Annotated in this window: 13 protein-coding genes; 4 read left to right on the top strand and 9 right to left on the bottom strand. The window is 70.8% G+C overall.

Annotation, left to right across the window (positions count from 1 at the left end):
- Window positions 1-203 precede the first annotated feature (203 nt).
- The 4 genes from QQ657_RS39465 to QQ657_RS39450 all read right to left on the bottom strand — a co-directional run bounded on the left by QQ657_RS39465 (window position 204) and on the right by QQ657_RS39450 (window position 4,656).
- Entirely contained in the window at window positions 204-1,001 is a 798-nt protein-coding gene (locus tag QQ657_RS39465; protein ID WP_284747455.1) for a TIGR02569 family protein, read from the bottom strand.
- A gap of 144 nt (window positions 1,002-1,145) precedes the next feature.
- A complete protein-coding gene (gene moeZ / locus QQ657_RS39460) occupies window positions 1,146-2,321 on the bottom strand; it encodes an adenylyltransferase/sulfurtransferase MoeZ (protein WP_284747454.1) in 1,176 nt (391 codons plus the stop codon).
- 92 nt (window positions 2,322-2,413) lie between these two features.
- Window positions 2,414-3,562: a DUF3152 domain-containing protein gene (locus tag QQ657_RS39455; RefSeq protein ID WP_284747453.1), complete on the bottom strand. Its 1,149-nt coding sequence runs from the start codon at window positions 3,560-3,562 to the stop codon at window positions 2,414-2,416.
- A gap of 80 nt (window positions 3,563-3,642) precedes the next feature.
- The gene (locus QQ657_RS39450) at window positions 3,643-4,656 is read right to left on the bottom strand and encodes an alpha/beta fold hydrolase (RefSeq protein WP_284747452.1); all 1,014 of its coding nucleotides are present in this window, start codon (window positions 4,654-4,656) and stop codon (window positions 3,643-3,645) included.
- A gap of 77 nt (window positions 4,657-4,733) precedes the next feature.
- Here QQ657_RS39450 and QQ657_RS39445 point away from each other — a divergent pair, with 77 nt between their 5' ends.
- Window positions 4,734-5,360 carry a TetR/AcrR family transcriptional regulator gene (locus tag QQ657_RS39445; RefSeq protein WP_284747451.1) on the top strand — a complete coding sequence of 209 codons (627 nt, stop codon included), beginning with the start codon at window positions 4,734-4,736 and terminating at the stop codon, window positions 5,358-5,360.
- A 60-nt stretch (window positions 5,361-5,420) separates the two neighbouring features.
- Here the strand turns inward: QQ657_RS39445 and QQ657_RS39440 are convergent, their stop codons facing one another.
- Window positions 5,421-6,332 (bottom strand): alpha/beta fold hydrolase, encoded by a 912-nt coding sequence (locus tag QQ657_RS39440; RefSeq protein ID WP_284747450.1) that lies wholly within the window; start codon window positions 6,330-6,332, stop codon window positions 5,421-5,423.
- The gene (locus QQ657_RS39435) at window positions 6,329-7,237 is read right to left on the bottom strand and encodes an AurF N-oxygenase family protein (RefSeq protein WP_284747449.1); all 909 of its coding nucleotides are present in this window, start codon (window positions 7,235-7,237) and stop codon (window positions 6,329-6,331) included. The genes QQ657_RS39440 and QQ657_RS39435 overlap by 4 nt, the downstream gene beginning before the upstream one ends.
- Before the next feature lie 55 nt (window positions 7,238-7,292).
- Between QQ657_RS39435 and QQ657_RS39430 the strand changes: the two genes are divergently transcribed.
- On the top strand, window positions 7,293-8,066 hold the full coding sequence (locus tag QQ657_RS39430) for a TetR/AcrR family transcriptional regulator (RefSeq protein WP_284747537.1): 774 nt from the start codon (window positions 7,293-7,295) through the stop codon (window positions 8,064-8,066).
- Window positions 8,063-8,380 carry a DUF4873 domain-containing protein gene (locus tag QQ657_RS39425; protein ID WP_284747448.1) on the top strand — a complete coding sequence of 106 codons (318 nt, stop codon included), beginning with the start codon at window positions 8,063-8,065 and terminating at the stop codon, window positions 8,378-8,380. Before QQ657_RS39430 ends, QQ657_RS39425 begins: the two co-directional genes overlap by 4 nt.
- Before the next feature lie 285 nt (window positions 8,381-8,665).
- Here the strand turns inward: QQ657_RS39425 and QQ657_RS39420 are convergent, their stop codons facing one another.
- From QQ657_RS39420 to QQ657_RS39410, 3 genes are all read right to left on the bottom strand, one after another.
- Window positions 8,666-9,121, bottom strand: coding sequence for a pyridoxamine 5'-phosphate oxidase family protein (locus QQ657_RS39420; RefSeq protein ID WP_284747447.1), 456 nt, complete (start codon window positions 9,119-9,121; stop codon window positions 8,666-8,668).
- Window positions 9,122-9,303: 182 nt separating this feature from the next.
- The gene (locus tag QQ657_RS39415) at window positions 9,304-9,534 is read right to left on the bottom strand and encodes a DUF3107 domain-containing protein (protein ID WP_284747446.1); all 231 of its coding nucleotides are present in this window, start codon (window positions 9,532-9,534) and stop codon (window positions 9,304-9,306) included.
- A 119-nt stretch (window positions 9,535-9,653) separates the two neighbouring features.
- Window positions 9,654-10,307 carry a ferritin-like fold-containing protein gene (locus QQ657_RS39410; protein ID WP_284747445.1) on the bottom strand — a complete coding sequence of 218 codons (654 nt, stop codon included), beginning with the start codon at window positions 10,305-10,307 and terminating at the stop codon, window positions 9,654-9,656.
- 554 nt (window positions 10,308-10,861) lie between these two features.
- Here QQ657_RS39410 and QQ657_RS39405 point away from each other — a divergent pair.
- Entirely contained in the window at window positions 10,862-12,331 is a 1,470-nt protein-coding gene (locus QQ657_RS39405; RefSeq protein ID WP_284747444.1) for a DEAD/DEAH box helicase, read from the top strand.
- The last annotated feature ends 7 nt before the right edge of the window (window positions 12,332-12,338 follow it).

Genomic DNA, 12,338 nt, shown 5'->3' with positions numbered 1-12,338 from the left:
CATTGCTGCGGTTGTCACACGCCCCCGGCGGTGAGATGGCGGTCCCGCGGACGCGACCCCGGTGCGCTGCCGTGATGATCCGGGTGGCGGCCGCGCCGTGCCCTCAGCAGGCATTCGGCTCAGTGGGAGGTGCCGTGCCCGGCTCGGGCCGGCACCGTTCACGCCCGCGTAACGCGGACCACCCGTGGGGCGGGTCACACGGCTCAGAGCACGCCGCTGACTTCGCGTGCCGCTGCTCGCAAACCGTCCAGCGATGCCTGCGTCGACCTCGGGTTCAACGCGTTCGCCGCCAGGCGGAACAGCACCGCGCGCAGCAGCAGCTGTGGCCACTCCGGCAGGTGCGCCCAGCGTTCGAGCAGGTCGCGGTTCGCGTCCCCCCAAGCCAGGGCGTCCACCGCGACGATCGCCGCGCCGTACTCGCCCGGGCGGTAGTACGGGACGAAGTCGACGACGCCCGGGGCCGCGTCGCCGTCGAACAGCAGGCCGGCCAGGAGCTCGCCGTGGGCCACCTGCAGGGGCAGCTTGATCGGGCGGCGGGCGCCGGCGAGGACCTCGAACCAGCGGCCGCCCTTCGTCTCCGCCAGGGGGACCTCGAGCTCTTCCCACGCGATCCGGTCGGCGACCGCGTCGACGTCGCGACGGCCGGCGATGAAGTCCGGGCGCGGCAGGCCGATGGTCGCGCGGTGCAGCTTCACCGCCGCCAGCACCGACGCGTCGCCGCGGTGCTCCGGTGTGCCGGGGACGAACCGGGACGCCGTCCAGCCGCCGACGATCCAGCGGCCGTCGCTGGAGCGGACCGGCTTCGCGACCCGCAGGCCCGGTTCGTGCACGTAGTCGAGCGCGCGGGCGGTCCACAGCGTCTCGGCCTTGTCGGTGACCGGCTTGAACACGAGGTCGCCGCAGCGCCACGCCGTCGAGTCCGGCAGCGGTTCGCCGGCGTCGTCAAGCCCGCCGAAGGCCGCGCAGACGTGCGCCGGAGGACGTTCGAGAGTTGTCCGCACAACTGGTGACGGTACCCGGCCGGGTGGTCCACGATCGAGAAGACGCGCTGGTCACACACGGTTTTGCGCCCGGCCCGAAATGCCGTTAAGGCCACCTTACGGGCGTCTGACGCCCGTAAGGTGGCCTTAACGGCACAACGACTGTCAGTAGGTCGGCAGGCTCGGGTCGATCTGCTTGGCCCAGGCCAGCACGCCGCCCCCGAGGTGCGTCGCGTCCTTGAAGCCGGCCGCGTGCAGCGCGGCGAGGGCCTCCGCGGACCGGGCGCCGGACTTGCAGTGCAGGACGATCGGCTTGTCCTGCGGCAGCTCCGCCAGTGCCTCGCCCGAGAGGATGCGGTCCTTCGGGATCAGCGTCGCGCCCTTGATGTTGACGATCTCGTACTCGTGCGGCTCGCGGACGTCGATCAGGGCGAAGTTCTCGCCGCTGTCGAACTTGGCCTTGAGCTCGGCCGGCGTGATCGTGCTGCCGGAAGCCGCGGAAGCGGCCTCGTCGGAAACGACGCCGCAGAACGCCTCGTAGTCGATCAGCTCGGTGATCTTCGGGGTCTCGGGGTCCTTGCGGATCTTGACCTCGCGGTACTTCATGTCCAGCGCGTCGTAGCTGATGAGCCGCCCGAGCAGCGTCTCACCGATGCCGGTGATGAGCTTGATCGCCTCGGTCACCATGATCGAGCCGATGGACGCGCAGAGCACGCCCAGCACGCCACCCTCTGCGCAGGAGGGAACCATGCCCGGGGGCGGCGGCTCCGGGTAGAGGTCGCGGTAGTTGAGGCCCTTGCCGTTCGGCGCGTCCTCCCAGAACACGCTGACCTGGCCCTCGAACCGGAAGATCGAGCCCCAGACGTACGGCTTGCCCAGCAGCACCGCGGCGTCGTTCACGAGGTAGCGCGTGGCGAAATTGTCCGTGCCGTCGACGATGAGGTCGTACTGCTCGAAGATCTCCAGCGCGTTCGACGAATCCAGCCGGTCGGTGTGCAGGTGCACCTTGACCAGCGGGTTGATCTCGGCGATCGACTCCTGCGCGGACGCGGCCTTGAGCTTGCCGACGTCGGACTGGCCGTGGATGACCTGGCGCTGCAGGTTCGACTCGTCCACGACGTCGAAGTCGACGATGCCGAGCGTGCCGACGCCGGCCGCGGCCAGGTACAGCAGCGCGGGGCTGCCGAGACCGCCGGCGCCGATGACCAGGACCTTCGCGTTCTTGAGCCGCTTCTGCCCGGTCACCCCGACGTCCGGGATGATCAGGTGACGGCTGTACCGGGCCACCTCTTCCTTGGTGAGCTCGGCAGCCGGCTCGACGAGCGGCGGCAGTGCTGACATCGGGTCCTCCATCTCGCGCGGATCGCGTCCATCCCACTATGCACAACGCGCGCTGGCAAACAGACCTTCCCAGGTCCAGATGGTGGGACGGGCTACGGCGTGGGGTTGGGCCAGGAGTTGGTCTTGCAGATGCGGCCGTCCTTGGCGACCTTGCCCTTGTCGCCGCCGGGGATGTCGTTGAGCATCGACACGTAGTCGTCGTTGACGCCGAAGGACTGCTGCATCATCACCGGCGCCGGCTGGTCGGTGCCGCCGCAGCCGACGTGCTGGTTGCCCAGTGCGTGCCCGACCTCGTGGTTGATGGCGTACTGCCGGTACCCGGTCATGTCGGCGCCGTACGCCTTCGCGCCGCGCACCCAGCGGGCCAGGTTGATCAGCACGCGCCCGAGGCTCTTGCGGTAGCAGGACGCCTCGAACTTGATCTGGAACCCGCAGGCGTCCGGCCGGTGGGTGGTCTCCGGCGTGGTGAGGCTCACCTTGAACGTCGGGTTCGGGAAGTTCGCGTCCACCCGCTGGAACGCGATCTTGCCGTCCCAGGTCCAGCCCTTCTTGGGGTCGGACAGCGTGCCCTGGACGGCCGAGGCGAAGGCGTCGTCACCGGCGTAGCTCGCCGGGTCGATGCCGTCCTCGACCTCGATGGTGTACGTGTACAGCTTCCCGGTGCCGATCTTCGGGCCGCTGCCCGGCACGACGTGCCACTTGCCGGCGCCCGCCTGCGTGAACGGGCCGCCGTCGGGCAGCTCGGCGGTCGGCACCTTGAGGTCGACCGGCGTCGCCGGGTTCTCCGGGATGGTCTGCTCGCCGTTGCCGTCGATCGCGCCGCCCGCCGCGTCGCCACCCGCCGACTCGACGCCCGTGGGGGCGCCCTGTTCGGCGATCGGCTCGGCCGGGCTGTTCGCGGTGTTGACGACGACGAGCACGGTCAGCACCACGAGGATCGGCAGGGCGTAGACGCGCCAGCCGTAGGTCTTGGTGAATTTCGCGAGGCCGGCGGCCTTCGGCGGCTCGGGCTTCTCGCGCGGGGTCTCGGCGTGCGGCTTCCAGGAGGCGCTCAGCGGCTCGGCGCTGGTGCGCCGCCCGCCGGGGCGGTAGCGGTCCTCGCCGACGCGCTGGGCCGGCTGCCGGGCCGGGCGGTACTGGCCGGTCCGCGGGGCGTCTCCGGGCTCCGGGGTGCGGCGGGCCGAGGCACGGTGGGGAGCCCGCCGATCTTCGCCTCGCGCGTCGTGCTTCACCCGGTCCACCGCACCAGGGTGCCACAGCGCCACCGAACCGTTATCGGCGACTGGCGGTCCACCCGGGGAATTGTCGTAGCCCGATCGGGCTACCAGGTCCCGGCTTCGACGTGCTCCCACATGCCGAGCACGGCCTTCGCCACGACGATCGGGCGCTCCATCTGCGCCACGTGCCCCGTCCGCGGCAGGACGAGCAGCCGGGCCTTCGGGATCACCCGGGCCGTCCGCATCGCGCGCCGCACGGAGATGACCCGGTCCTCGCGGCCCCAGACCACCAGCGTCGGTGCCTTCACTCGCGGCGCCGACGACCAGAGCGACGACTTCCCGAGCGACGACCACGCCCGGAAGATCGCGAACGTGCTGCGCGCCATGGCGGGCGCGGCCCAGCTGAACCCGGCCCGGGCGCCGTGCTCCTCGGCCAGCTCGTCCAGCCGGCTCTCCGGGAACCGCGACGGGTCGGCGAAGCACAGCTTGATCACCTGCGCGGCGCGTTCACGCGGGCCGAGGGCGGCCAGCTGCGCCCGCACCCGCGCGCCGACCAGCGGCAGGTACGCGAATGCCATCCGCGGGTCCGACAGCCGCCGCGGGTTCGGGCGGCGGTCCGGCATCGCCGGCGAGATCAGCGTCAGCGTCTTGACCAGCTCGGGACGGCGTTCGGCGATCATCAGCGCGATCGCCCCGCCCATCGAGTTGCCGAGCAGGTGCACCGGCGCGCCGACGTCCTCGATGTGCCGCGCAACGACCTCCGCGTGCGCCTGGAGGCTGAAATCGAAGCCCTTTTCGGGCTCCGAGTAGCCGAAGCCGGGCAGGTCGGGCGCGGTGCCGCCGGCGACCGGCGCGAGCAGCGCGGCCAGGTCGGTCCAGTTCGTCGACGAGCCGCCGAGGCCGTGCACGTAGACCGCGGGCGCGCCGTCCGGGCCCGGCGTGCGGCGGACGTGGAGGCGGGCCGCGCCGACTTCTTCGAAAGTCGCCGGCCAGGGCGGGAGGATCGGCTCGAGGGACGGCAATTCCCTGGTCGAGAGGGGCACGTGGGTCAGCGGCGCCCGCGTGGTCGCGGCGGTGTTCACGGATCCAGGATGCCCGACACTTGGCAAGGCATACATACCGGCGAGTAATCTTCAAGACGACTTCACGCGGTGGCGACCCCGCCCGTCGAAGGTGTGAAGACGGGAGGATGGGCATGACGGAGATGACGCGGCTGCAGCAGCGCGGGGTGCGCCTGCCCCGGACGGAACGGCGGGCCCAGCTCCTCGCCGCGGCGCAGCGGGTCTTCGCCGAGAACGGCTACCACGCCGCCGCGATGGACGAGATCGCCGAAGTGGCCGGTGTCAGCAAGCCGGTGCTCTACCAGCACTTCCCCGGCAAGCTCGACCTGTACATCGCGCTGCTGGAGAGCCACGTCGACGAGCTGGTGAAGCGCGTGCAGACGGCGCTGGACTCGACCACGGAGAACCGCCAGCGCGTCCCGGCGACGGTCGGCGCGTTCTTCGACTTCGTCAGCAACGACGCGGGCGCGTTCCGGATGGTGTTCGAGTCCGACCTGCGCGGCGAGCCGGCGGTCCAGGAAGCGGTCGACCGCGCGACGTCGGCGAGCGTGGACGCGATCACGGACACGATCACGGCGGACGCCGGCCTCGACGAGGACAAGGCACGGCTGCTGGCGGTGGGCCTGGTCGGGATGAGCCAGGTCAGCGCCCGGTTCTGGCTGCAGCACCACCAGTCGATGAGCCGCGAGGAAGCGGTGGCGCTGACGGCCAACCTGGCTTGGCGCGGCATCGGCGGCGGCTTCCCGCTCAAGGACTCCTGACCGGTGTCTTGAATGACTCATTCAGGACCTCGGAAGACCTGAATGAGTCATTCAAGACGTTCAGCGGCGCGCGGCCACCCGGACCAGCGCGCTGATGCGGCGCGCCACTTCGAACGGGCGCTCCTGCGGCAGCATGTGCCCGGCGCCCGGATAACGCACGAACTCCGCGTGCGGCAGCTCGTCCGCGATCACCTTCGCGTGCGCCAGCGGGCAGAGCCGGTCCTTCTCCCCCGCCAGCACCACCGACGGGACGTCGCACAGCGCGCCCAGCCCGCCGACGCCGCGGTGGGCCGCGATCGCGTCCAGGAACAGCCCCGCGCTCGCCGGGTGCGCGCTCAGCAGCTGCTCGACGACGCTGTCCACCTGCGCCCGCCCCGGCCGGTCGCCGAAAACCAGGCGGCGTGCTCCGGACCGGACCATGCCCGGCCGCAGGCGCAGGGTGTCCGCCTTCAGCCGGGCGAGCAGGCGGGCCACCCGTGGCTCGAAGCGCGTCACGCCCCGGCCGACCAGGCCCGGGAAACCCAACGTCAGCTGGTCCATGTCCCCCGACGACGTCGCGACGAACGCCGCCCCCGCGAGCCGCTCCCGGACGAGCGCAGGGTGCCGTTCGGCGAGCACCATCAGCGTCATGCCGCCCATCGAGTGCCCGGCCAGCACCAGCGGCCCCGCCGGGACGCGGTCGGCGATCAGCTCGGCCAGGTCGTCGGCCAGCCGCGAGATCGTCGCCGAGCCCGGGCGGGCGTGCGCCGAGCCGCCGTGGCCGCGCAGGTCGTAGCGCAGGACGCGCACGCCGGGGTCGAGGTGCGGCAGCACGAAGTCCCACGTCCGGTGGTCCTGCGTCCAGCCGTGCACCAGCACCAGCGTCACCGCCGAATCGGCCGGCCCGGACTGCGAAACGTGCAGCGCGGCGCCGTCGCTCGCGACGAACCGGTGCGCGATCGACGGGTCGCGCAGCCGCGACGCGGTGGTCACCGGCCCGCCGGGAGCAGGAACGACTTGCGCCAGAAGTACTTCCCGGGCAGCCCGACCAGGCCGGACTCCTCGAGGAACGGCATGATCTTCTCCCCCGCCCACGCGATCGTCCCCTGCCAGTGCGGGTTGTTCAGCGCCGCTTCGACGCCGTCGCGCGGCCGGATGCCGACCGCCTTGTAGACGTTCGGGTTGATGAACGCCCGCGTCACGAAGTACGAGATGAGCGCGATGATGAACTGCTGGTAGCCGATCTCGGCCTTCGACAGCTTCGCCATGCCGCGCGTGACCTCTTCGCGGGCGAAGGTGACGTGCCGCGCCTCCTCCAGCACGTGGATCCGGTTGACCATCCGGACCAGCGGCTGGACGCCGTCGTCGTTCATCTGCTCGCGCTGCAGCCGGTCGAGCACCTCTTCGGCGACCAGGATCGCGCCGTAGCGCGCCGGGCCGTAGGAGATCGTCGGCATCAGCTTCGCCAGCTTCCGCAGCCACGGCACCGGGCCGTAGGCGGGGCAGCCGATCCGCGACGCCATCCGCGCGAACATCGTCGAGTGGCGGCATTCGTCGGCGATCTCGGTGAGGGCGAACTGCGCGTGCGCCGATGTCGGGTCCTGCTCGTAGACCTCCTTGAGCAGCATTTGCATCAGGAGGATTTCGAACCAAAGCCCGGTGGTGGCAACACTCGCGACCTCGTGCTTGCCCAGCTCGATGCGCTGCTCGGGGGTCAGCTTGTCCCAGAGTTCGGTGCCGTAGAGCGAAGAGCGCTCGTCGAGGATGAAGCGCTTGCCCTCGACCAGGGGCGCCGTCCAGTCGATGTCGACGTCGGGGTCGTAGAACTTGTTGGCCGACGACTTGAGCAGGCGCTCCGCGGTCTTCTCGCGATCCGGTTCCTTCAGCGTCCGCGTCATTGCCGACAACCCCTTCCGAAACATGTAACTTGCGGTAACAGTTACCTTTGGTAGCATCCCTCTCGTGATCGAACGTGTCAAGCGCTCCGGCAAGCAGTCCAAGCCCTCGTCGCGCGACGGGGAGGCGACCGGCGACGCTCGTCGCGACCGCTGGCGCAAGCACCGGATCGCGCGGCGCAAGGAGTTCGTCGAGGCGGCGCTGCGGGCGCTCGACACGCACGGCCCGGACCTCGGCATGGAGGACGTCGCCGCCGAAGCGGGCGTCACGAAACCCGTGCTGTACCGGCACTTCGACGACAAGGCCGACCTGTACGTGGCCCTCGGCCAGCGCGGCACGGAGATCCTCTTCGAGCGCCTGATCCCGGCGATCAACGCCGAGCTCGCGCCGGTCCCGCGGATCCGGATGGCCCTCGACGCGTTCTTCACGGTGATCGAGGAGCACCCGAACCTGTACCGGCTGCTGGCGCACGGCCGCCCGGAGAAGCCGGTGTCGTCGGACGTCGTGGCCGAGGACAAGGAACTGATCGCGACGGCGCTGACGGCGCTGCTGGGCGACTACATGCGGATGTTCAACATGGACTCCGGCGCGGCCGAGCCGTGGGCGCACGGGATCGTCGGCATGGTCCAGAACACCGGCGAGTGGTGGCTGGACCGCCGTTCGATGGGCCGCGACGCGGTGGTCGAGTACCTGACGCAGATCATCTGGGCGGCGATCGACGGGCTGACCCGCCAGCACGGCGTGGTCATCGACCCGAACCTGCCCCTGGAGGCCAACAAGGTGGTCCAGCTGGGCCGCACGGAGCCCGATTCGCTGGAGGAGACGTCATGAGCGACCACGACGAAGACGGCTACAGCGGCTCGGCGACCCTGGTGGTCGACGGGGTCTCGCTGACGACGACGGTGGAGCTGCGCGGGTACTTCCAGCCGATCGACGGGTATTACCGCTGGTACGGCCGAGTCGCGGTGAACGAGGAGCTGACGAAGCTGGCGGGCGGCAAGAAGAAGCCGGTGTCGATCCAGGCGGGCGAGTACACGGCCACCGGCGAGCTGTCGGACCCGGACCCGTGGGGGCGGTACCGGATCATGGGGACGAGCACCCCGCCGTTCCACGTGCCCACGACGCTGGAAGAACTCAACGCCTAGAGGCCTGCGACCTCGGGCCCGGTCTCGACACGACGGCCGCGGGCCGGGCGATCTCGTCCGCAAGCATCCGGGCCCGCTCGCGAACGCGGGCGCCGAGGCCACGCAGGAAGCTGTCCGGACCGCCGGGCTCCGGCCACACGGACCCGGCGTGCCGGACCGGCAGCTCACCAGCCCACAACGCTCAACCCCTGAAACGCCGTGAAGCCCCTTCCGACCTGATCGGGAGGGGCTTCACGGACTTCGGAACCGGCTCGGCCACCCCGCGCGGTGGCCGCACCGGCCGGATCAGGGCTGACGCGGCCCGGGCAGCTCGCGCCCGGGCAGCCAGCCGTTCGGGATGTCCGTCGCGCGCCACTTGCGGATGCTCAGGCGGACCGCCGTGACCGGCGCGTCGAGGAACGGTGCCGCCTCCGGGACCTTCGTCACCAGGAGCGAGCGCACCAGCGGGTCGTCGTCGGCCGGGACGATCTCGGCGAGGGCCTGTGCCTGCAGGAACGGCTGCATCGGAGAACCCGTCGACACCACGACCGAAACCACCGGGTTCTCCCGGACCGCGGCCAGCGTGCGTCCCCGGTCCTCGAGCACCAGGTTCAGCGTGAACGGCCCCGTCTCCGCGAAGTACACCCCGCCGACCCACGGGCCGTCGCTGCCCGAGGTCGCGAGGAACATCGACTTGTGCGCGGAAAGGGTGCTCCGCACGAGCTCCGCCACGTCGCCGGCCATCGGCTCGACAGTGGTCATCCTGGTCGCTCCCGGAGTGTCCGTCCGGGCCCCGTGGCGCCGGATCGCCAGCCGAAGTTAGGCGGCGGGATCGCGACACTCCAAGGAACACGCACCGATCCGGTGAAAGCGCCGCCCACCAGGGCGACAAGCACGAAGGCCACCCCGGGGGATCCCGGGGTGGCCTTCGCGACGGCTACGAGTCAGTCGCCGACGCCGAACCCGACCTTGCGGACGTCGGACGGGGCGATCTCGACGTACGCGATGCGGTCGGAGGGGACGATGTACTTGCGCCCCTTCTCGTCGCTGATGCGGAAGAGCCCGTCACCGGCCGTCAGGGCCTCGGCGACCAGCTTCTCCACCTCGTCGGGAGACTGGCCACTGGACACCACCAGCTCGCGCGGCGTGTCCTTGATGCCGATCTTGACCTCCACGTGGGACCTCCGCTGGAAATTCGTAAGGGATGTGCTCGGCAAGGCTAACCGAACGGGCTCGTTCCGGTGGCGCATGTCCGCGCTCGACCGCGTCGTCACTTCCGGGTACTCCATCGGGATCAGCCCAGGCCGAGCGCCTGCATGCGCTTCGTGTGCCCCTGTTGCAACCGCCGGAACAGCGCCGCAATTCCGGAGAGGTCGCCGGATCCGCCGATGATCAGCTCGGCCAGCCCGTCGCGCTCGGCGACGACGTACTGGGCCTGGGTCAGTGCCTCCCCCAGCAGGCGGCGGCCCCACAGGGCGAGCTTGTCGCGGGTCTTGGGATCGGCTTCGATGCCGGCCGCGACTTCGCGTTCGGCGAACGCGGAGTGGCCGGTGTCGGCGAGCACGGTGAGCACGAGGTCCTTGGTCTCGGGGTCGAGCCAGCTGGCGATCTCGCGGTAGAGGTCGGCGGCCAGCCCGTCGCCGACGTAGGCCTTGACCAGCGACTCCAGCCACGACTTCGGCGGCGTCGAAGCGTGCCAGGCGTCGACCTGGGCGACGAACGGCGTCATCGCGTCTTCGATCTTGACGTCGTGACCGGCCAGGTGCTGGGCCAGCAGGCCGTAGTGACCGATCTCCGCGGCCGCCATCTGCGCCAGCGCGGCCCGCCCCGCCAGGGTGGGGGCACTGCGCGCGTCTTCGGCCATCCGGTCGAACGCGGACAGTTCGAGGTAGGCGATCACACCCAGAAGGTCGACTACGCCTTCTGAGATCTCTTTCGGCTCGGTCACGGGGGCAGGGTATCGCCGAAGCACCCGGGCGTGTCGGGACGAGACCGATCACACGGGTTCCGGCGTGCCGGGTACTGTCGAAAAACTGCTGACCAGGTACACTGCGATTGAAATAGAAGCTTCCGTACGCCATACCGGCGTCGGGAACAGGCAGGTCACGTTGGCTTGCCGACGTACTGCAATGTGCGTGCACGCCTCTTCCGGCATTCCCGGGACGGACCGGTTCCGCGCTCCAGATCAGCGCCAGGGACCAGGGTTTACTCCCGGTCGAGTGTCGAGCGGACCTACGGCTGTGCGCGCTGGTCACGAGAGAGGCGATCACCCTGACCGCAGAAATTCCCACAACCGAACAGACCCCCGCCGTCGCGCTGGAGCACAGCGAGACCGGTCCGGCCGCGCTCGACACCTCCCACCCGCTGCAGGCGGGCGTCGAGGTCGAGCCCGAAGCCCCGACCTTCGCGTCCTTCGGCGTCAAGCCGGAGATCGTCAAGGCCCTCGGCGAGGCCGGCATCGAGCGGACCTTCGCGATCCAGGCGCTCACGCTGCCGCTCGCGATGGCCGGCGACGACCTCATCGGCCAGGCCCGCACCGGCATGGGCAAGACGCTGGGCTTCGGCGTCCCGCTGCTGCACCGCGTGCAGGTCCCCGGCGACGGCACCCCGCAGGTGCTGGTCGTGGTGCCGACCCGCGAGCTGTGCATCCAGGTCGCCAACGACCTCAAGGGCGCCGGCAAGCACCTCGGCATCCGCACCCTGGCCATCTACGGCGGCCGCCCGTACGAGCCGCAGATCGAGGCGCTCCGCAAGGGCATCGACGTCGTGATCGGCACCCCGGGCCGCCTGCTCGACCTGGCCGAGCAGCAGCACCTCGTGCTCGGCAAGGTCCGCGGTCTCGTGCTGGACGAGGCCGACGAGATGCTCGACCTGGGCTTCCTGCCCGACATCGAGCGCATCCTGCGGATGGTGCCGGACGAGCGGCAGACCATGCTGTTCTCGGCCACCATGCCCGGCCCGATCATCACACTGGCCCGCACGTTCCTGCGGCAGCCGACGCACATCCGCGCCGAAGAGAACGACGCGAGCGCGATCCACGAGCGCACCACCCAGTTCGTCTACCGGGCGCACTCGATGGACAAGCCCGAGGTCATCGCCCGCGTGCTGCAGGCACAGGACCGTGGTCTCACGATGATCTTCAGCCGCACCAAGCGCACCGCGCAGAAGGTGGCCGACGACCTGGTCGAGCGCGGCTTCGCGGCCGCCGCCGTGCACGGCGACCTGGGCCAGGGCGCCCGCGAGCAGGCCCTGCGCGCGTTCCGCTCCGGCAAGGTCGACGTCCTGGTCGCGACCGACGTCGCCGCCCGCGGCATCGACATCGACGACGTCACGCACGTGATCAACTACCAGTGCCCGGACGACGAGAAGACCTACGTCCACCGCATCGGCCGCACCGGCCGCGCGGGGCGCACCGGTGTCGCCGTCACCCTCGTCGACTGGGACGAGATGCCGCGCTGGAAGCTGATCTCGGACACCCTCGGCCTCGACAAGCCGGAGCCGGTGGAGACGTACTCGTCGTCGAAGCACCTGTATGAGGACCTGGGCATCCCGGAGGGCACGAAGGGCCGGCTGCCGCTGGCCAACCGCACCCGGGCCGGCCTGGCCGCCGAGGAGGAAGAGGACCTGGGCGGCAAGCGCCGCGGCCCGCGTGGCCGGGCCAAAGCCGGCGAGACGCCCTCGGAGGACGCGCCGCGCAAGCGCAACCGCACCCCGCGCAAGCGGACCCGCGGTGGCGCGCGGTCGGGCGAGGCGATCGAGGCCGCGGACAACGCCGCTGCCACTTCTCCGGACGACGCTCCGGCCTCGTCGGAGGGACGCACTCGGACGCGTCGCCGCGCCCGCGGCACCGCGCCGGAAGCGACCGGCCCGGCCACCGAGAAGGAGGCCGGCGACAACGCCGAGCGGCCGGCTCGGCGGCGCCGCCGTCGCCGTCCCGCCGCGACGTCTGATACACCTGCGTCGGCAGACTGAACCTGAG

The organism is Amycolatopsis ponsaeliensis, assembly GCF_030182635.1.
GTDB classification, from domain to species: Bacteria; Actinomycetota; Actinomycetes; order Mycobacteriales; family Pseudonocardiaceae; genus Amycolatopsis; species Amycolatopsis ponsaeliensis.
Note: the sequence above shows the minus strand (reverse complement) of the source record. Positions and strands in the feature narration are given on the sequence as shown.